The 18,766-nt window shown below is 66.3% G+C and carries 14 protein-coding genes and 2 pseudogenes; 9 read left to right on the top strand and 7 right to left on the bottom strand.

The window, feature by feature from the left end:
* Nucleotides 1-7: 7 nt before the first annotated feature.
* Both ACEN8I_RS08545 and ACEN8I_RS08550 read left to right on the top strand, forming a co-directional pair.
* Nucleotides 8-1,435: an NAD-dependent succinate-semialdehyde dehydrogenase gene (locus ACEN8I_RS08545; protein WP_413327919.1), complete on the top strand. Its 1,428-nt coding sequence runs from the start codon at nucleotides 8-10 to the stop codon at nucleotides 1,433-1,435.
* 108 nt (nucleotides 1,436-1,543) lie between these two features.
* Nucleotides 1,544-2,140, top strand: coding sequence for a nitroreductase family protein (locus tag ACEN8I_RS08550; protein ID WP_413327920.1), 597 nt, complete (start codon nucleotides 1,544-1,546; stop codon nucleotides 2,138-2,140).
* Between the two features lie 130 nt (nucleotides 2,141-2,270).
* Here ACEN8I_RS08550 and ACEN8I_RS08555 read toward each other — a convergent pair.
* The 3 genes and pseudogenes from ACEN8I_RS08555 to ACEN8I_RS08565 form a co-directional block, all read right to left on the bottom strand.
* Nucleotides 2,271-3,191: pseudogene (locus ACEN8I_RS08555) on the bottom strand (NADP-dependent oxidoreductase); the annotation flags it as partial.
* A 223-nt stretch (nucleotides 3,192-3,414) separates the two neighbouring features.
* A pseudogene (locus ACEN8I_RS08560) lies at nucleotides 3,415-3,579 on the bottom strand (NADP-dependent oxidoreductase); the annotation flags it as partial.
* 2 nt (nucleotides 3,580-3,581) lie between these two features.
* Nucleotides 3,582-4,823 (bottom strand): MFS transporter, encoded by a 1,242-nt coding sequence (locus tag ACEN8I_RS08565; protein ID WP_413327921.1) that lies wholly within the window; start codon nucleotides 4,821-4,823, stop codon nucleotides 3,582-3,584.
* A gap of 78 nt (nucleotides 4,824-4,901) precedes the next feature.
* On the opposite strand from ACEN8I_RS08565, the gene ACEN8I_RS08570 reads away from it, so the two are divergent.
* On the top strand, nucleotides 4,902-5,903 hold the full coding sequence (locus ACEN8I_RS08570) for an AraC family transcriptional regulator (protein WP_413327922.1): 1,002 nt from the start codon (nucleotides 4,902-4,904) through the stop codon (nucleotides 5,901-5,903).
* 88 nt (nucleotides 5,904-5,991) lie between these two features.
* On the opposite strand, the gene ACEN8I_RS08575 is transcribed toward ACEN8I_RS08570, so the two are convergent.
* Both ACEN8I_RS08575 and nirK read right to left on the bottom strand, forming a co-directional pair.
* Nucleotides 5,992-8,274, bottom strand: coding sequence for a nitric-oxide reductase large subunit (locus tag ACEN8I_RS08575; RefSeq protein WP_413327923.1), 2,283 nt, complete (start codon nucleotides 8,272-8,274; stop codon nucleotides 5,992-5,994).
* A gap of 10 nt (nucleotides 8,275-8,284) precedes the next feature.
* Nucleotides 8,285-9,757, bottom strand: a complete 1,473-nt coding sequence (nirK, locus tag ACEN8I_RS08580) for a copper-containing nitrite reductase (RefSeq protein WP_413327924.1) — start codon at nucleotides 9,755-9,757, stop codon at nucleotides 8,285-8,287.
* 254 nt (nucleotides 9,758-10,011) lie between these two features.
* On the opposite strand from nirK, the gene ACEN8I_RS08585 reads away from it, so the two are divergent.
* Nucleotides 10,012-10,671 (top strand): alpha/beta fold hydrolase, encoded by a 660-nt coding sequence (locus tag ACEN8I_RS08585; protein ID WP_413327925.1) that lies wholly within the window; start codon nucleotides 10,012-10,014, stop codon nucleotides 10,669-10,671.
* Nucleotides 10,672-10,716: 45 nt separating this feature from the next.
* Here ACEN8I_RS08585 and ACEN8I_RS08590 read toward each other — a convergent pair whose 3' ends face one another.
* Entirely contained in the window at nucleotides 10,717-11,412 is a 696-nt protein-coding gene (locus tag ACEN8I_RS08590) for a FadR/GntR family transcriptional regulator (RefSeq protein ID WP_413327926.1), read from the bottom strand.
* A 179-nt stretch (nucleotides 11,413-11,591) separates the two neighbouring features.
* On the opposite strand from ACEN8I_RS08590, the gene ACEN8I_RS08595 reads away from it, so the two are divergent.
* Together ACEN8I_RS08595 and ACEN8I_RS08600 are read left to right on the top strand one after the other, a co-directional pair.
* Nucleotides 11,592-12,473 carry a fumarylacetoacetate hydrolase family protein gene (locus ACEN8I_RS08595; protein WP_413327927.1) on the top strand — a complete coding sequence of 294 codons (882 nt, stop codon included), beginning with the start codon at nucleotides 11,592-11,594 and terminating at the stop codon, nucleotides 12,471-12,473.
* A gap of 95 nt (nucleotides 12,474-12,568) precedes the next feature.
* Complete coding sequence (locus tag ACEN8I_RS08600) at nucleotides 12,569-13,579, top strand: tripartite tricarboxylate transporter substrate binding protein (protein WP_413327928.1); 1,011 nt, start codon at nucleotides 12,569-12,571, stop codon at nucleotides 13,577-13,579.
* Between the two features lie 28 nt (nucleotides 13,580-13,607).
* Here the strand turns inward: ACEN8I_RS08600 and ACEN8I_RS08605 are convergent, their stop codons facing one another.
* Complete coding sequence (locus ACEN8I_RS08605; protein ID WP_413327929.1) at nucleotides 13,608-14,534, bottom strand: LysR family transcriptional regulator; 927 nt, start codon at nucleotides 14,532-14,534, stop codon at nucleotides 13,608-13,610.
* Nucleotides 14,535-14,632: 98 nt separating this feature from the next.
* Here ACEN8I_RS08605 and mdlC point away from each other — a divergent pair, with 98 nt between their 5' ends.
* The 3 genes from mdlC (at nucleotide 14,633) to ACEN8I_RS08620 (ending at nucleotide 18,759) form a co-directional block, all read left to right on the top strand.
* A complete protein-coding gene (mdlC, locus tag ACEN8I_RS08610; protein ID WP_413327930.1) occupies nucleotides 14,633-16,261 on the top strand; it encodes a benzoylformate decarboxylase in 1,629 nt (542 codons plus the stop codon).
* Nucleotides 16,262-16,325: 64 nt separating this feature from the next.
* Entirely contained in the window at nucleotides 16,326-17,777 is a 1,452-nt protein-coding gene (locus ACEN8I_RS08615) for an aldehyde dehydrogenase (protein WP_413327931.1), read from the top strand.
* 16 nt (nucleotides 17,778-17,793) lie between these two features.
* Nucleotides 17,794-18,759, top strand: coding sequence for a Bug family tripartite tricarboxylate transporter substrate binding protein (locus tag ACEN8I_RS08620; protein ID WP_413327932.1), 966 nt, complete (start codon nucleotides 17,794-17,796; stop codon nucleotides 18,757-18,759).
* The last annotated feature ends 7 nt before the right edge of the window (nucleotides 18,760-18,766 follow it).

The raw sequence follows: 18,766 nt of genomic DNA on the forward strand, positions 1-18,766 counted from the left end.
GCCTGTGATGTATCCGGAACTTTCTTTCTACATCGACGGCCATTTCCCGGGGGATGATGGCCGCCCGGGGCAAGCCGTGCACAACCCTGCGACCTTTGAGGTCCTGGGCCATCTGCCCTGGGCCACGCCGGCCGACATTGACGCGGCGCTCGGTGCCGCGCATCGGGCCTTCCAGGCCTGGCGGACCCGTTCGCCGATGGAGCGCTCCGAAGTGCTGCGCCGCGCCGCGACACTGGCGCGTGAGCGCGCCGATGTGATTGGGCATGGCATCACGCTGGACAACGGCAAGCCCTTGCCTGAAGCCGTGGCCGAAGTGCTCAACGCCGCCGAACACATGGAGTGGCACGCGGAAGAGTGCCGGCGCATCTATGGCCGGGTGGTGCCTTCACGCAACCCCGCGGTGCGACAACTGGTGGTGCGTGAGCCCGCCGGCGTCGTGGCGGCCTTTAGTCCGTGGAACTTTCCCTTCGGCCAGGCCGCAAAAAAAGTCGCGGCCGCCATCGGCGCGGGTTGCACGGTGGTGCTCAAGGGCCCGGAAGAGTCACCGAGCGCCATCGTTGCCATGGCGCAGCTGTTCCATGACGCGGGGCTGCCTGCGGGAGTGTTCAACATCGTCTGGGGCGTGCCCAGCGAGATTTCGCGCCAGTTGATCGAGTCGCCCCTGGTGCGTGTGGTCTCCTTCACCGGCTCGGTGCCGGTGGGGCGGCAGCTCGCGGCCCTGGCGGGAACCCATATGAAGCGCACCACCATGGAGCTCGGCGGCCATGCCCCGGTGCTCGTGTTCAACGATGCCGATGTGGACCAGGCCGCCAGCCTGCTGGCGCGCATGAAAACCCGCAACGCCGGGCAGGTGTGCGTATCGCCCTCGCGCTTTTTTGTGCAGTCCGGCGTCTATGACCGCTTTGCCGTCCGCTTTGCCGAAGCGCTGGGCGAGGTGAAAGTAGGTTCGGGCCTGGAGCCCGGTGTCCAGATGGGGCCGCTGATCCATGGGCGCCGCCTGCAAGCCGTGCGCGATCTTGTGAGTGATGCCGAAAACGCGGGTGCCAGGGTGCTGACGGGCGGCCAACGCCTGGGTGAGCGCGGCCACTTCCTGGCGCCTACCTTGCTGGCGGACGTACCCGACAGCGCCCGTGTGATGCGTGAAGAACCCTTCGGGCCGATCGCCGCACTGGCGCGTTTTGAGACGGTGGAAGACGCGCTGCGCCTGGGCAATGCACTGCCCTTCGGCCTGGCCGCCTACATCTTCACGCAATCAATCCAGATATCGACGCGTGTGGCCAACGGCCTGGAGGCCGGCATGGTCAACATCAACCACTCCGGCATGGCACACCCCGAACTGCCTTTTGGCGGCGTGAAGGACAGCGGCTTCGGCAGCGAAGGCGGCACCGAGTCCTTCGACAGCTTCCTGGTGACCAAGATGATCACCCAGATTTGAACCCCCCAATTTTAAGTTCCCCCTCATGCCGAACCTGCAAGACCCTTCAGGGCCGGTACTCACATTCACTCAACTGCAACAACTGCAACAACTGGAAAAAAGGAAACCATGACACAAGCACGCACACCCGATCATCCGATCAATCCCCTTTTCACCGATCGCTGGTCGCCGCGCGCGTTCACGGGCGAGGCCATCCCCGAGGCCGCTTTGCTGAGCACGCTCGAGGCTGCTCGATGGGCACCCTCGGCTTACAACTTGCAGCCTTGGCGCTTCATCTACGCGCGGCGCGATACCGCGAGCTGGCTGCCGATTTTTGACACGCTGGTGGAATTCAACCAGGGCTGGGCGAAGCGCGCCGCCGCTCTGGTGGTCATCGTTTCAGCAAAGCAGGCTGTGTTCCCAGGTGCGGCTGACGCCGCGCCTAACGCATGGCATTCGTTTGACTGCGGCGCGGCCTGGGCAAGCCTTGCATTCCAGGCCACACTCTCGGGCTGGTCGGCGCACGGCATGGCTGGCTTCGATGCCGACCGTTTGAGACAAGCCGTGGCTGTTCCTGACGCCTATGCGATAGAGGCGGTGGTGGCCATCGGCAAGCGGGGGGATAAGGGCGTTCTTCCCGAGGGGCTGCAGGCGCGCGAGACACCCAATGGGCGTTTGCCGCTGGTACAGCTGGCTGCAGAGGGACGGTTCAGCTTCAGCGCCTGACTTCCTGGGCGAGCCGCGCAGTCCTGTCTGCTGCATGAAATTGCCATTGCAGCTGTGCGGCGCTTTCCCGGTTCCTTTCTTCCTCGCACCGGCGAGGGGGCGCTATTACCGGGTGATCTTGCCTTCGGCGCTACGCCTCCAGGCGCACCACCATCTTGCCGGCGTGCCGGCCCTGCAGCAGGTCTGACAGGGCGGCGGGCGCGTGCTCAAGGCCGTCCACAATACTCTCTCGTGCCTGGATTTTCTCGCTATTGACCCATTGCTCCATCTCACGGCGGAACACATCAAAGCGGGGGCCGTAGTGGTCCAGAATGATGAAGCCCTGCACGTGCATACGTTTCTGCAAAATCGCAGCCAGGAACTGCGGCATGTGATTGGGGCCGGATGAGCCGGCCGCGTCGTTGTAGTGCGCGACAAAGCCGCACACCGGCATGCGGGCGTCGATATTGAGCAACGGAAGCACCGCCAGCAGCACCTCGCCGCCGACGTTCTCAAAATACACGTCTATGCCCGCCGGGCATGCGGCGGCAAGCTGCGCCGCAAACAAGGGGTCGTGCCTGTCAATGCAGGCATCAAAGCCCAGCTCGTTGACGGCCTGCCGGCACTTGTCAGCACCGCCGGCAATGCCCACGACGCGCGCGCCCTTGAGTTTCGCGATCTGGCCGACCATGGCGCCCACCGCGCCGGTCGCGGCGGCGACCACCACGGTTTCACCAGCCTTGGGCCGGCCTATGTCCAGCAGGCCGACATGCGCTGTGAAGCCCGGCATTCCGAGCGCGCCCAGCGCCAGCGAGGGCCTGGCCATGTCGCCCAGGGCCTGCAGATCGTTGCCGTCGCTCACGGCATAGTCCTGCCAGCCGCTGTTGGCGAGCACCAGGTCGCCGGCGCGATAGGCGGGATGCCTGGATTCGATGACGCGGCTGACGGTGCCGCCCGGCATGGTGCCGCCCAGCGGAACGGGTGGCGCGTAGCCGGGCCCGGTTTTGTCCATCAGGTTGCGCATAAGAGCCTGTTCAATGTCTAAACGGGGCCGCGCAAGCACCTTCCCGGGATGGGATGCAAGGCGCGGTGCGACGCCCATAGTTCATCTATGGGCTAGCGCCGCAACGCCGCAGACCGCCCGAGAAGGCGCTTGCCCTCCGGGTTGGGGTGAAATCGGGCGATTGAGCCACCCAGGCCCTTGCATGGGCATTAGCCCATGCGGCGTGCCCGGTCGGCCCACTCATCCCGATTGCACCCCAACGCGGCCCCGTTTAGACATTGAACAGGCTCTAAGGGTCCAGCGAAAGGAACTGCGTTCGCAGGAGCACCTGGCCTTGGACCGGCTGAGGCACGGGCCCGGTCATGAGATGGAAGTCGGACGCGACGGGCAGGCCGCGCGGGTGCGCCGCCAGAGTGATGCGCCGGTTGATGGGGGCGTGTGCTTGCGGGCTTGTCATGATCAGCTTCGCACCCCGGCCATGGCGGGAACAGGGCCGCGACGCCAGGCCAGCAGCCCGCCCAGGGCCACGGCCACCATGGCAAATGCGGGGGCGCCGAGCGCGCCGGTCCGGTCGACGATGAGGCCACCCGCGATGGCGCCCGTGGCAATCGCGATCTGGAAGGCGGCCACCAGCAAGCCGCCCGCGGCCTCCGCCTGGTCGGGCGCGGCGCGCACGATCCAGGTCTGAAAGCCGACCGGAAATGCGCCGAACGCAAAACCCCACAAGCTCACCGCCACGGCGGTGACCACGGTGGAGCTGCCGCCCACCAGCAGTGCGGCCGCCAGCACGGCGATCATCGCGCTGCCGGCGACGATGGCGTAGCGCTCACCGTGCCCCGCCAGCCAGCCGCCCGCGAAGTTGCCGAAGAAGCCGCCTATGCCATAGCCCAGCAGCACGGCGGAAATCGCCGCCACGGGCAGTTTGGTCACGTCTTCCAGCACGGGCCGGATATAGGTGAAGCCCGCGAAGTGGCCGGATATGACCAGCAGCACCGCCAGCAGCGCAATGCGCACCGGCCCGCGCGTGAGCAGGTCCCGCAGGCCCTTCAGGCTGGCCTGGTCGCGCGGCGGCAGGGCCGGCAAGGCCGCCAACTGCACGACAAAAGCCAGCAAGCCGACAACACCTGCCGCGACAAAAGCGCTGCGCCATCCCCAGAGACTGCCCATCCAGGCGCCCACGGGCGCCGCGCAGACGGTGGCAATGGAGACGCCGGTCAGCACCAGCGACATCGCGCGCGGGAAGAGCCGCTCAGGCACCAGGCGCATGGCCAGCGCCGCCGCCATGGACCAGAAGCCACCGAGCGCGACGCCCAGCACCACGCGCGCGAACAGCAGCACCGAAAGCGAGCCGGCCGTCGCGGCCAGCAGGTTGGACACCAGCAGCAGCGCGGTGAGTGTCAGCAGCACCCGCTTGCGATCAAAGCGCGCCGTCAGCAAGGGAATGGTGGGCGCGGCCACCGCGCCGACCAGCGCCGTGGCCGTGACGGCCTGGCCCGCGGCGCCCGCCGTGACGTGCAGGTCGGCCGCCATGGCGGTCAGCAGGCTGGCCGGCAGGAATTCCGCCGTGACCAGGCCGAACACGCCCAGGGAGAGGGATGCGACCGCCGGCCAGAGCGCGGCGGCCTCGGCGGGTGGATTTTTTGCGGGGAGTGCGCCGGCGTCCAGCGGATCCAGGCAGGCAGAACAGGAATTGGATGACATGGGATGTGAAGCCTTGTTGGAGACAGGGTTGCCAGCTTAGGCCTAGCATCGACAGCTTTCCATGGCGAAAGAGCCGAAATGCTTGACGATTCCTCCAGAACTTTCACGCCCGTTGTTCAGCCTCCCCAGGAAGATGGGGGCTTGCCCGCCGCCGGGCCCGATCCCCTCACCCAGGTCCTGCTGGGCCTGCGCCTGGAAGGCGTCGAATACGGCCGCTGCCTGGTGCATGCGCCCTGGGCGATTTCCTTTGCTGCGCAGGCCGCCGCGCGCTTTCACTTCGTCGTCAGCGGAGACTGCTGGATGCACACGCCGCAATCCGGCTGGATGGCATTGAAGGCCGGTGACGCGGTGCTGCTGCCGCGCGGCACGGCCCATACCCTGGCCAGTTCACCCGAGGTGCCGCCGCTGGACCTCGCGAGCTTTGATCGCCAGCGGCTGGCGGACGACATCTACCTGCTGCGCGATGCAACGCCCGCGGCGCAAGCGCCGTCCCACACCATGTTCTGCGGCAGCATGACCTTCAACCTCGACCCTCTGCACCCCTTGCTGGCCATGATGCCCGAGGTGATACGCGCCAGCGAGCTGGCCCAGCGCGACCCGGGCGTGCCCATGCTGCTGGAGGCGATGGAGCGCGAAGCCTCGCTCAACCGCATAGGCGCCTGCGGCATTCTGGCCCGCATGGCCGACGTGCTGGCCGCGAGCATCATCCGCGCCTGGGTGGAATGCGCCTGCAGCAACTCGACGGGCTGGATCGCGGCACTGCGCTCGCCCGGCGTGGGCAAGGTGCTGGCCGCCATTCACGCCTCGCCCGAGCAGGACTGGAGCGTGCCGGAACTGGCAAACATCATGGGCGCCTCGCGCTCTCGGTTTGCCCAGGCCTTCAAGGAATCGGTGGGCGAGAGCCCGGCCCGCTACGTGGCCCGCATCCGCATGTTCCAGGCCCGCAACTGGATCGCGCAGGACGGCATGCGTGTCACCACGGCCGCCGACCGGCTGGGTTTCGATTCGGAGGCCTCCTTCAGCCGGGCATTCAAGCGTGTCATAGGCCACCCGCCCAGCAAGGCGCGCGCTGCCGCGTGAGCGAGGCACTGCCCCGCTGTTTCATGCGAGAGGCGTGATGATCGACCGGGTGCTGGCGTCGATCAAGGTACCCTGATCGGCGCCATGCTCAGCTGCGTGCCTCACTCAGGCGCGGCTCGGGCTGCGGCAGTTTTGGTGCCTTGTTCATCAAGCCCAGCACCACCTGCAGCGCCATCGAAATCGCTCCGACTATGAACACGACGTCGCCGAAGGTGCGCACCCAGCGCAGGTTCTGCAGCAAGGGCTGTTGCATGAATTCCTCGCTGCGCGCATACCACAGGCCTTCGCTGACGCTGGCGTGGAACTGGATGATTCCGATGGGCAGCAGGCTGGTGAAGATCATCAGCACCAGGCCGGCGTTGAGGCCCCAGAACGCGGTCTTCATCAAGGGCGCGCTGAAGCGATAGTCCGGGCGCAGGTAACGCAGCACCAGCAGCGTGAAGCCCAGCGCCAGGAATCCGTAAACCCCGAACAGCGCGGCATGTGCGTGCACCGGCGTGGTGTTCAGCCCCTGGATGTAATACAGCGACATCGGCGGGTTGATCATGAAGCCGAAAACACCGGCGCCCAGCATGTTCCAGAAGGCGACGGCGACGAAGAACATCAGCGGCCACCTGAGGTTTTCCATCCAGGCGGCGCGCGCCTTGAGCCGCCAGTTCTCCCAGGCTTCGTGGCCCAGCACGATCAGCGGCACCACCTCGAGGGCGCTGAAGCTCGCGCCGACCGCCATCACCGGCGTGGTGGTGCCGGCAAAGTACATGTGGTGAAAGGTTCCGGGAATGCCGCCCAGCATGAACAGGGACGCCGATGCCAGGCTCGCGGCCGTGGCCATGCGCAGCGAGACCAGGCCGAGCGTGGAGAAGATGAAGGCCAGCGCTGTGGTGGCGAAAACTTCGAAGAAGCCTTCCACCCAGAGATGGACCACCCACCAGCGCCAGTATTCCATGACCGACAGGTGGGTGCGCTCGCCGTAGAAAAGGCCGGCGCCGTAAAACAGGCCGATGGCGCCCACCGAGGCGGTGAGCAGCGCGAGCAGGTTCTTGTCGCCGCCCTTCTTCAGCAGCGCCGGGACGACGCCGCGCAGCATCAGCACCAGCCACAGCAGGATGCCGGTGAACTTGCCGATCTGCCACAGGCGCCCCAGGTCCACGTACTCGTAGCCCTGGTGTCCGAGCCAGAAATTCCATTCGGGCGGCATCAGCTGCGCGATAGCGAGGTAGTTGCCGGTGAAGGAACCGACAACCACGACCACCAGCGCCCAGAACAGCACATCCACACCGGCCTTCTGGAACTTCGGGTCCTTGCCGCCGTTGATCAGCGGCGCGAGGAACAGGCCCGCGGCGAGGAAGCCGGTGGCGATCCAGAACAGGGCGGCCTGGATGTGCCAGGTGCGGGTCAGCGAATACGGGAACCAGCGCGAGACATCGAGGCCGTAGAACTGTTGCCCTTCGACGGTGTAGTGCGCGGTGAATCCGCCTATGAAGACCTGGAAGATGAACAGGGCCACGACCAGGAACAGGTACTTGCCCAGGCCTCGCTGCGAGGGCGTGAGCGCAAAGGTGGTCAAGGGGTCGCGCGCGGCGGGCTCCGGCAGCGGCTCGTCATGCTTGCGCAGGAAGGCCCAGGCCCAGACCAGGAACCCCACGCCGGCCAGCAGCACCACGATGCTGGCGATGGACCAGACAATGTTCTCGCTGCTGGGCCGATTGCCGATCAGCGGTTCATGCGGCCAGTTGTTGGTGTAAGTGACTTTCTGGCCGGGGCGCTCGGTGGCGGCGGCCCAGGCGGTCCAGAAGAAAAACTGCGTCATCTGCCGGCGCCGCTCGGCGCTCGGCAGCGTGTTCTCCTTCATCGCAAAGTGCTCGCGGCTTTTCTGGAGCGAGGGCGCGTCGGAGAACAGCTTGTCGTAGTACCCGGCCGTCTGGGCGATGGCCTGGACGCGGCGTTCCGACAGTTTCAGCACATCCGCCTGGTCGACACGGTTGCCGCGGTACTCGGTCTTGAGCTGCTCGCGCAGCGCGGCTTGCGCCGGCCCGTCGAGCGCGGCGTAGGCCTTGCCGTGCAGCTGCTGCGCGGCCAGCTCCAGCCAGGCTGTCAGTTCGCGGTGCAGCCAGTCGGCGGTCCAGTCCGGTGCCTGGTAGGCCCCGTGGCCCCAGATGGAGCCCAGCTGCATGCCGCCCACCGACTGCCAGGCCGTCTGGCCGTCGAGGATGCCCTCGCGGTCGAACAGGACCTTGCCGTCCGGGGCGGTCACCTGCGCGGGAATCGGCGGCGCCTGGCGGTAGACCTCGGTGCCGTAGTAGCCCAGCAGCGAGAAGGTGACGATCAGCACGCCGATCAGCGTGAACCAGAGTTTTTTGTAGGGGCCCATGAAGATTCTCCTACAGCACGCCGGCCTTGTAGACGCCGGGCACCGCTTCGCCGGTGACTTCTAGCACGCCAACCGCGCCCTTGCCGGCGCGCGACAAGGCGTGGTCCACCAGCAGGTAGCTTCCGGGTTGCTGGACCTTGATCTCGACGATGGTTGCGCCGCCGGGCGCCACCAGCGTGGTCTGCACGTCGTGCTTGAGGCCGGTGAAGGAGCCTTCGCTGTACACGTTGTCGAAGATCTCGCCGATGACGTGGAAAGACGAGATCTTGTTGGGGCCGCCGACGCCGAAGTAGATGCGCACGGTTTCACCCACCTTGGCCTGCAGCTTGTGGGTCTTGTTCAGCGCGCCGACTTCGCCGTTGAAGACGTAGTAGTCAGGCAGTTCGTTGGCCATCTTCTCGAGGTCGGCCTCCTGGTGGCCCTTGGCGCCGTGCGGACGGCCCGTGTACATTTCGCCCTGCATCACGTAGTACTCGCGGTCCACCTTGGGCAGGCCGCCCTCGGGCTCGACCAGGATCATTCCGTACATGCCGGCGGCGATGTGCTGCGGCACCAAAGGCGTGGCGCAGTGGTACACGTACAGGCCCGGGTTGAGCGCCTTGAAGGTGATGGCTTTTTCCTGGCCCGGAGCGACCTGTGTGTGTTCGCCGCCGCCGTGGCCGCCCGTCACCGCGTGCAAGTCGATCGAATGGATCATCTTGCTGTCGCGGGCGTTGGCCAGCGTCAGTTCTATGGTGTCGCCCACTCGAGCGCGCAGCATGGGGCCGGGCACCTGGCGGTTGAACGTCCAGTAGGTAAAGCTTGTGCCGTCATCGAGCTTGCCGGGCAACTCGACCGTTTCCATGCGGTACTTCAGGGTCGTGGGCGCCCGGGTCCCCACCGCGGCCGGCACCGCAGCCGGGTTGGCGGCCACGCTGACCGCGTTCGGGTCGGCTGCGCGCTGCGGCACGGGGGCCGGGGTGTAGAGCGCAAGCGCGGCCTGGCTGGAGTCGCTGCCGGCCGGCGCGGCGGCTTTGGCGCTGGCGGGGCCGCTGACCTGCAGCCGGCCTTCCATGCCGATCTGCCGGTGGCCGGGGATGGAGCAGTAGTAGGTGAAGGTGCCGGAGCGCGGGACCTTGAAGCGCACTGTGGTCTTGCCGGTACCGGGGCTGAATTTGGACGATGCGACATTCAGCTCGGGGATCACCAGGTCGTGCTCCGCGCCTTCCCCGCTTTCCAGCACGATCTCTACCGTGTCGTCCGCATTGGCGGTGAGGGTCGGGTTCACCTGTCCCTTGCCGTCGATGAACACCATTTTTCCGTCGACGATGTTGGTGTGCAGTTCGTAGCGCCTGGTCCCGGCGGGTATGGCTGCGCTGGAAGTGCTGGTGGGAGCGGCAGCGGCATGCGCCGGATGCGCGGCGGGTTGCGCCTGCACGGACAAGGCCGCACTGAGAATGCAGATGGCGGCGGCGATGGCGTTGGGGGAGAGGGTCCGTTTCATGTGGCTTTTCCTTGGTCTTTTATGCCGATTCGGCAGTTCCGACTGTGCGGGCCGCGAGCCACGGGAGCTTGTCCTAGATCAACACCTCGCCAAATAGGCGGTATCGCGGGTCGGACAGGCCACTCTCGCCGGTGGCTCGTTGCACCGATTCATCCGGTTGATAATTGAATTCCCGACGTTCTAGAAACAGGGGTACACACTGCGGCCCATGGCTCAACACCTGCCCGGCTGCTTCAAGCGAGAGGAACCACAGGATGGCAAGATTTGTGTTGGTGCCGGGCGGCTGGCACGGGGGCTGGGCCTTTGAAGCGGTCAGCAAGGCGCTATCCCATGAAGGCCACGAAGTCCAGGCGCTCACGCTATCCGGACTGGGTGACGAGCCCTCGCATGGCGCCAATCTCGACATCCACATCAGCGAGGTGATTCAGGCGCTTGGTGCGCACGATACGCCTGCCGTGCTTGTCGGCCATTCGTATGGCGGCATGGTCATCACCGGCGCGGCGGACCAGCACCCCTCGGGCGTCAAGGCCCTTGTGTATGTCGATGCCTATGTGCCGGACAACGGTGCCTCGCTCTGGTCGCTCACCACCCCGAACTACAGGGAGCGCTTCATCGCCGGCGCGGCCGCGGATGGCTTGTGCTGCGCACCGGCCGCCCATCTCGACAAGCGATGCCGCCCCCATCCCATGGCCACCTTTCTGCAGGCCATCAAATTGACCGGCGATTGGCGCCAGGTCCCCGGCAAGGCCTTTGTCGCGGCCTTCGGCTGGGAGGGCAGCCCCTTCGTCGAGTTGTACGAGCGCTTGCGGCTGGACCCTGGATGGGCCACACATCGGCTTGAGTGCGCGCACGATGTTCCGCGGCTAGCGCCTGAAGCGCTCACGAAGATTCTCTTGAACTACGTGCAGGCCTGAACGAGCCCTTGACAGGGCGTGCGCATATGCCGGCGGAGTGATCCCTCAGGAGCCCAGCAGGTTTCGCCGCACATGCAGCAAGTGCTCCCTGGTGCAACTGATGGCGCGCTCCAGGTCGCGGTCCGCCAGTGCATTGACCAGCTGGCGGTGTTCCGCCTGGTAGGACAGGCGCCTGTCCGACGTCAGGCTGCGGCGTTTGAGCGCGCCCCAGTCATCCTGGTCGCGCGCCCGGTTGATCAACTGGAAAACATGGGTGACCAGGGAGTTGTGGGCCGCCAGCGCGATGGTTTCGTGCAGCCTTCCGTCCCAGACTTCGAACTCTTCCATGCTTTGGGCCGCCTCCGCCTTGTCGCAGCAGTGCAGCATCTTCGCGAAGTCGCTTTGGGAGGCGTTGCGAATCACCATCTCGACAATGCTGGGCTCGATCGCAAACCTGAATTCCATCAATTCGGCGGGACTGATATTGCTGGAAATGCCCGCCAGCGCCTCGGTGATGCCAGCCGCGGCAACCGGCGCCATGGCTTGCGGCTGGAAGTCCTTGCTGACATAGGTTCCGCTTCCCACGGTCTGGGTGATGAGCCCGGCCGTTTTCAGCTGTGCCAAAACCCGCCGTACCGTGGACCTGCCGATGTTGAAAGACTCGCTGAGATGCCGCTCCGTATCAATCCGGTGCCCGGGCGCCCATTCGCCTGAATTGAGCTTACCCAGGATTGCGTCCTTCAGTACCGCCGCGTTGTCCATTGCTTGTTCCCTTGAATGCCAAATCATAGCAAGATGGTTGGCGTGACCCGCCTTGAATCAACCCAATTTAAACCAATTAGATAATTTAAGCTGAAATTGGACTGCAATATTCCTAATATTGGTTCTAAAATAAACCAAGACGAGCAAATTGGGTTGATCGTCGAACCAATTGGAGTGTTATGAAAATCGGACGCGTTTCTTACCAGGGCCGGGTGCGCATGGTGCTGGTCGATGAGGCCAGCAGCAAAGTCTCTTTTGTCGGCGGAAGTTTTGCCCAGCACCTGAACCCGGTGCAGGCTGTGATCGAGCGCCGCATGACCGCTGCGGAACTGAAGCCACTCATCGAAGGTGAAGCCGGTTTTGCGGACGTCAGCTTCCTGGCCCCGGTTTCGGTGCCCGTGCGCAATATCTTCGCCGTCGGCAAAAACTACACCGAGCATGCCTCGGAGTTCGACAAGAGCGGCTTCAACGCGACCAGCGGCGCGGCGGCCATTCCCGCCTTTCCGCAAATCTTCACCAAGGCGACGACCTCGCTGGCCGGCCCGCGGGACGACATCCGCTTTGACCCGGCGCACACCAGCTCCGTCGACTATGAAGGCGAAATCGGCGTGGTGATAGGCGCGGAATGCCGCAATGTTTCCAAGGCCGATGCGCTCGGCAAGGTGTTTGGTTTTGTCGCGCTCAATGACGTGACGGCGCGGGACCTGCAGAAGAACCATGCGCAGTGGTTCCTCGGCAAGTCATTGGATACCTTCTGCCCGCTCGGCCCCTGGATATCCACCGCTGACGAGTCGCCCATCGCATCGCTCAAGGTCCAGACCTGGGTCAACGGCGAGTTGCGCCAGACCGGCGTGCTGGCCGATCTGATCTTTGACGTGCCGACCCTGATCGCGACACTGTCCAAGGCGATGACCCTGCTGCCCGGCGACATCATCGCGACCGGCACGCCCGTGGGCGTCGGCATCGGCTTTACGCCGCCCAAATTTCTGCACGACGGCGACCTGGTTCGCGTGGCGGTGACCGGCCTGGGCGAGCTGAACAACCGCGTTCGCACACTGTGACGGCGGGGCACTCCGCGAGGAGTGCCTGCGCGGTGTTCACGCTGCGCGCATCAGGCAAGCAAAGACAAATCAATTCAATGGATGGAGACAAGAAGATGAAGGACTCAAGCAGGAACCGGGCGCCCGTCGCATCGGCGGCAGTGGCGATGGTGGCGGTAGTGGCTGCGATGGCGCTCTTCAGCGCCTTGCCGCTGATGGCGCAGGAGGCCTACCCGGGCAAGCCCATCACCATGGTCGTGCCCTTCCCGCCGGGCGGCGCGGCCGACATTGTGGCGCGGCCTGTCGCGGAGGCCATGGGGCGCTACCTCAAGCAGCCCGTCGTGATCGAAAACAAGGCCGGCGCGGGCGGCGGCATCGGCATGGCGCAGGTCGCCAAGGCCAGGCCCGACGGCTACAGCGTGCTGCTGGCGCTGTCGTCCATCGTCGTGCTGCCTGAAGCCGATGCGGTGCTCAAGCGCGCGCCCATGTTCACGCTGTCGCAGCTCAAGCCCATCGCGCGCTTCACCGCCGACCCGGTTGTGCTGGTGGTGAATGCCAACAGCCCGTGGAAAGACTTCAAGCAGTTCAGCGCGGCCGCCAAAGCCAAACCCGGCGGCTACTCCTTCGGCTCCTCGGGCAACTACGGCACCATGCACGTACCGATGGAGCAGCTGAAGGCCGCCACCAACACCTCCGTGCTGCACATCCCCTACACCGGTGCGGGGCCGGCGGTGGTGGCGCTGCTGGGCGGCCAGGTCGATCTTCTCGCTACCGGACCTTCCACGGTTACCAGCCACATCCAGGCGGGAAAGCTGAGGGCGCTGGCCCAATGGGGCAATGGACGCATCCCCACGCTTGCGGACGTTCCCAGCCTGAAGGAGCTCGGCATTCCCGTGACCTACTCGCAGTGGACGGGGCTGTTTGTGCCGGCTTCAACGCCCGATGCCGTGGTGGCCCGGCTGCGGGAGGCCGCGAAGTTCGCGGCGACCGACGCACGCGTCGTGCAGTCCCTGCAAACCGCCGGCACTTATATGCAGTACCAGGACACGCCTGAGTTCACCAGCTTTGTGGCCCAGGAAGCAGGTGTCATGGCCAAGGTCGTGCAGCGGATCGGCAAGCTGGAGTAAGGGTTTAAGCAGGCCTGAATGGAGGCCTTTATGGGCGGAGCCCGCCCGCGGGTTTCGCCTCGTTCTTGAACAGCTCCACAAAAAGCCGCCGCATCCATTGGTGGGCCGGGTCGAGGTTGAAGCGGTGGCTCCAGTGCAGCGACACGGTGAAAGTGCTGCGCGGCAGGGTGTTGGACAGCAGGGCGTAGCGCTCGGTGTTGGTAAAGCGCATCGCGATGGCGCGCGGCATCACCACCGCCAGGTCGGTGCGCTCGATGATGGCGGGCAGGGCCAGAAAATGTTCCGACGTCAGCACCAGCCGGCTGTCCAGCCCGAGTTCCTGCAGGATGCGGAAGGTCTCGGAGTGCGAGCGCACGGCGACGAACTCCAGCCGCCGCAGGTCCTGCACCTTGCCTGCTTTGTGTTTCGCCGCGAGCAGCGGGTGCCCGGCGCGCACCAGCACGGCATAACGGTCGCTCAGCAACTCCATGCGCTCCGTGCCGCTGACGGAGGGCAAAAAACCCAGGGCAAAGTGGATGGCACCGGTCTCCAGCGCATCGGCGATCTGGGCGTGCGGCAGCGGTGCGGTCTGCACGCGTATGCCCGGCGCTTCGCGGTGCAGCGCGGCCACCAGCTCGGGCAGCAGCCGGGCTTCGCCGATGTCGCTCATGTGCAGCCGCAGCGTCATGGTCGAGCGTGAGGGGTTGAAGGCGTCGTCTTCCCGAAGGACGTCCTGGATGGACGCAATCGCCGGCTGGATCACGCTGGCCAGGCGTTCGGCGCGCAGTGTGGGACGCATGCTGCCGCCGGTGCGCACGAACAGGGCGTCGCCGAGCGCGAGCCGCAGCCGCGTCAGGCCCTGGCTGGCCGCGGGCTGCGAAAGGCCCATGGCGTCCGCCGCGCGGCTGACGCTGCCCAGCCGGTAGACCGCCTCGAAGAGCCGAAGCAGGTTCATGTCCAGCTGGTCAATATTCATACGGTGAATTTTACGGTATACGTTTCATTGCATTGACGCATGTTGCCGCCCTTGCGAGACTTGCCTTCATTCAAGTGCCATTCAAGTTGGAGACATTCATGGATCAAGTTGTTGTGCCGGCCGCGACCCGCCAGGGCGAAGCGGTGGAGTTGGTAACGGTCAGGGAGGCGGTGTTCAGGCTGCTGCGCTCCTTCGGCATGACCTCCGTCTTCGGCAACCCGGGCTCGACCGAGCTTCCCATGTTCATGAACTTCCCGGAAGACTTCCACTACGTCCTGGCCTTGCAGGAATGTGTGGTGCTGGGCATGGCCGACGGCTACGCGCAGGCCACGCGCAACGCGGCCTTTGTGAACCTGCACTCGGCCGCGGGCGTGGGCCATGCGATGGGCAACATCTTTACCGCCTTTCGCAACCGCACGCCGCTGGTGATCACGGCCGGCCAGCAGGCGCGCTCCATCCTGCCCTTTGATCCCTTTCTCGGCTCCACGCAGGCCCCCGAGCTGCCCAAGCCCTACGTGAAGTGGAGCGTGGAGCCCGCGCGCGCCGAGGATGTGCCCCTGGCGATCGCGCGCGCTTATTACATCGCCATGACGCCGCCTTGCGGGCCGGTGCTGGTGTCCGTCCCCTCGGACGACTGGGCGGTGAAAACGCTGCCGGTCGACGCGCGCGAGGTCAGCCGCTACCTGCGTCCCGAGCCCGGCCTGCTCGCCAAAATCGGCGATGCGTTGGACACGGCCCGCGCGCCGGCCATCGTGGTCGGCGCCTCGGTCGACCGCGACGGCGCGTGGAGCGAGGCCATCAAGCTGGCCGAGCGCCACAACGCGCGTGTCTATGTCGCGCCCATGTCGGGGCGCTGCAGTTTCCCGGAAGACCATCCGCTGTGGGCCGGCTTTCTGCCGGCCATGCGCGACCGCATCGTTGAACGCCTGGCCGGCCACGACCTGGTGTTCGCCCTTGGGGCGCCGGCCTTCACCTACCACGTCGAAAGCAAGGGCGCACACTTGCCGGAAGGGGCCCGGCTGGTACAACTGACCGAAGACCCCCAGGTCGCCGCCTGGGCGCCGACGGGGACCTCGGTGGTCGGCAGCATACGGCTGGGCTTGCTGGACTTGCTGGCCCGCCCCGCGCCCGCGCCCAGGGCGGCACCTGCGCTGCATGTGCGGCCCGCGCGCGTGCCCGAGCCTTTGCCGGGCGAGCGCCTGCCGGTGGCCTGGGTGCTGCAGACGCTGACCGATGTCCGTCCGCGCGACAGCATCATCGTCGAAGAGGCGCCCAGTGCGCGGCCCACCATGCACGGCCACCTGCCGATTTTCGAGTCGGAAACTTTTTACACCATGTGCAGCGGCGGCCTGGGCTGGGGCTTGCCCGCGTCGGTCGGCGTGGCCATGGGCAAGCCGGGCGCGCGCGTCATCGCGCTGGTGGGGGACGGCTCCGCGATGTACGCGATCCAGGCGCTGTGGAGCGCCGCGCAGCTCGGCCTGGCCATGACCATCGTGATCCTGAACAACCGCCGTTATGCGGCGCTGCACGACTTCGCGCGCATCTTCGGCTACCAGCCAGATGAACCCGTGCCGGGCACCGAGCTGCCCGACCTTGACTTCGTCGGCCTGGCCGCGGCCCAGGGCGTTCGCGGGCTGCGTGTGGCGCGCGCCGACCAGCTGCGCCCCGCGCTCGAACAGGCTTTGCGGTCCACCGAGCCCATGCTGGTCGAAGTCGAGATTGCCTGAAGGAGACAGCAAGGCAAAAACCAAAAACAACAAACACGGTTCAAAACACAAGGAGACAAAAGACATGAGCAAGATATCGATGTTGATCAATGGCGAGTCGCGGCAGGCCGCCAACGGCGCCACTTTCGAGCGCCGCAACCCGCTCGACGGCACGGTGGCCACCACCGCCCCCGCGGCGACGGTGGCCGACGCAGTAACGGCGGTCGATGCGGCCGCCGCCGCGTTTGAGACCTGGTCGCGCACCGGCCCGGGCGAGCGCCGCGCGCTGCTGCTCAAGGCGGCGCATGCGCTTGAAGCCAAGGCGGAGCAGCTGACGGCGGCCATGGCCGCGGAAACCGGCGCGGCCGCACCCTGGGCCGGCTTTAACGTGCACCTGGCCGCCGGCATGCTGCAGGAAGCGGCCGGCCTCACCACACAGATCAGCGGCGAGGTCATCCCCTCCGACGTTCCCGGTAGCCTGGCGCTGGCGGTGCGCCGGCCGGCCGGCGTGGTGCTGGGCATCGCGCCCTGGAATGCGCCGGTGATCCTGGGCGTGCGCGCCATCGCCACGCCGCTGGCCTGCGGCAACACGGTGGTGTTCAAGGGCTCCGAACTGAGCCCCGCCACGCACGGCCTGATCGTGGAGGCCTTCAAGGACGCGGGCTTTCCGCCCGGCGTCGTCAACTTCATCACCAACGCACCGGCCGATGCGGCGGCCGTGGTGGAGGCCATCGTGGCCCACCCGGCCTTGCGCCGCGTGAACTTCACGGGATCGACCCGTGTCGGCAAACTGCTGGCCGCGACCTGCGCCAAATACCTCAAGCAAGCGGTCCTCGAGCTTGGGGGCAAGGCGCCCATGGTGGTGCTCGACGACGCCGACCTCGACGCCGCAGTCAACGGCGCGGCCTTCGGCGCCTTTGCCAACAGCGGCCAGATCTGCATGAGCACCGAACGCATCGTGGTCGACAACAAGATCGCCGATGCCTTTGTCCAGCGGCTCGCCGCCAAGGCGGTGAAGCTGCCGCTGGGCGACCCGCGCAAGGGGCCGGTGGTGCTGGGTTCGGTGGTGGATGCCAGCACGGTGCAGCGCTGCAACGCCCTGATCGACGACGCGCTCGCCAAAGGCGCCAAGCTGGTGTGCGGCGGCAAGGCGGAGAACACCCTGATGCCCGCGACCCTGCTGGACCATGTGACATCCGCCATGCGCATCTACCACGACGAGAGCTTTGGGCCGGTCAAGCCCATCGTGCGCGTCGACGGTGTGGAGGAGGCCGTTCGGGTCGCCAACGACAACCCCTACGGCCTGTCGGCCGCGGTGTTCGGGCGCGACGTCGCGCGCGCCTGGGAGGTGGCCAACCGCATCGACTCGGGCATCTGCCACGTCAACGGGCCCACGGTGCACGATGAGGCGCAAATGCCCTTCGGCGGCGTCAAGGACTCGGGCTACGGCCGCTTTGGCGGCCGCGCCGGCATCGATGCCTTCACCGAGCTGCGCTGGATCACGGTGCAGACCACGCCCCGCCACTACCCGTTCTGACAGCAGGAGACCCACCATGAAATCATTGCTCGCATCCCTCCTGCTCGCGGCCGGCCTGTGCGCGGGCCTGCCCGTACACGCCCAAAACTGGCCGAACAAACCGATCAGGATCATCGTCAACTTCGCGCCCGGCGGGGCGGCCGACCAGCTGGCCAGGCTGATCGCCCCGCCGCTGCACGAGGCGCTGGGCCAGCCCGTGCTGATCGAGAACAAAGGCGGCGCGGGCGGCAACCTGGGCGCCGAGTCCGTCGCCAAGTCGCCGGCCGACGGCTACACCCTGCTCATGGCGTCGGGTGGCACGGTGTCCATCAACCCGCACCTGTACACCAAGATGAGCTTCGACCCGGCGAAAGACCTGGTACCGGTGGCTTCGGTCGCCCGCGTCCCTTTCTACCTGGTGGTGCGCGCCGACAGCCCGGTCAAGGACTTCAAGGGCCTGATCGCCGACCTCAAAGCCCATCCCGGCCAGCGCGCCTTCGGCTCGCCCGGCAGCGGCAGCTCGCCGCACCTGGCCACGGAAATGATGAAGAGCGAGACCGGGACCTTCGCGGTGCACGTTCCCTACCGCGGCGCGGCACCGGCCCTGACCGACCTGCTGGGCGGGCAGATCGACTTCCTGTTTGATCCCGGCATCGCGCTCCAGCATGTGAAGACCGGCAAGCTGCGCATGCTGGCGGTCGGCAGTCCGCAGCGTGCCCCGCAGGTGCCCGAGGTGCCCACGCTCGATGAACTGGGGCTCAAGGGTTTTGATGCCGATGCGGTGTTCGGCCTTTACGCACCCGCGGGCACGCCGCAGGCCGTGATCGACCGTGTCAATACCGAAGTCAATCGTGTGCTGAACCAGGCGGCGACCAAGGAGCGCATTCTTGCGATCGGCAACGTGGCGCTGCCGCTCAAACCCGCGGAGTTCGGCCGCAAGGGCGCGGAAGACTCCAAGCGCTTCGGCAAGCTGATCCGCGACCGCAAGATACAGGGCGACTGAGCGCGAC

The organism is Polaromonas sp. CT11-55, assembly GCF_047303325.1.
In the GTDB taxonomy this organism is placed as follows: Bacteria; Pseudomonadota; Gammaproteobacteria; order Burkholderiales; family Burkholderiaceae_C; genus Polaromonas.

Bases quoted from the DNA above. Each gene is read 5' to 3' on its own strand.
- ACEN8I_RS08620 (WP_413327932.1), top strand. From the start codon at position 17,794: ATGAAATCATTGCTCGCATCCCTCCTGCTCGCGGCCGGCCTGTGCGCG.
- ACEN8I_RS08545 (WP_413327919.1), top strand. From the start codon at position 8: ATGTATCCGGAACTTTCTTTCTACATCGACGGCCATTTCCCGGGGGAT.
- ACEN8I_RS08550 (WP_413327920.1), top strand. From the start codon at position 1,544: ATGACACAAGCACGCACACCCGATCATCCGATCAATCCCCTTTTCACC.
- ACEN8I_RS08605 (WP_413327929.1), bottom strand. From the start codon at position 14,534: ATGAATATTGACCAGCTGGACATGAACCTGCTTCGGCTCTTCGAGGCG.
- ACEN8I_RS08570 (WP_413327922.1), top strand. From the start codon at position 4,902: ATGCTTGACGATTCCTCCAGAACTTTCACGCCCGTTGTTCAGCCTCCC.
- ACEN8I_RS08585 (WP_413327925.1), top strand. From the start codon at position 10,012: ATGGCAAGATTTGTGTTGGTGCCGGGCGGCTGGCACGGGGGCTGGGCC.
- mdlC (WP_413327930.1), top strand. From the start codon at position 14,633: ATGGATCAAGTTGTTGTGCCGGCCGCGACCCGCCAGGGCGAAGCGGTG.
- ACEN8I_RS08600 (WP_413327928.1), top strand. From the start codon at position 12,569: ATGAAGGACTCAAGCAGGAACCGGGCGCCCGTCGCATCGGCGGCAGTG.
- ACEN8I_RS08575 (WP_413327923.1), bottom strand. From the start codon at position 8,274: ATGGGCCCCTACAAAAAACTCTGGTTCACGCTGATCGGCGTGCTGATC.
- ACEN8I_RS08595 (WP_413327927.1), top strand. From the start codon at position 11,592: ATGAAAATCGGACGCGTTTCTTACCAGGGCCGGGTGCGCATGGTGCTG.
- nirK (WP_413327924.1), bottom strand. From the start codon at position 9,757: ATGAAACGGACCCTCTCCCCCAACGCCATCGCCGCCGCCATCTGCATT.
- ACEN8I_RS08590 (WP_413327926.1), bottom strand. From the start codon at position 11,412: ATGGACAACGCGGCGGTACTGAAGGACGCAATCCTGGGTAAGCTCAAT.
- ACEN8I_RS08615 (WP_413327931.1), top strand. From the start codon at position 16,326: ATGAGCAAGATATCGATGTTGATCAATGGCGAGTCGCGGCAGGCCGCC.
- ACEN8I_RS08565 (WP_413327921.1), bottom strand. From the start codon at position 4,823: ATGTCATCCAATTCCTGTTCTGCCTGCCTGGATCCGCTGGACGCCGGC.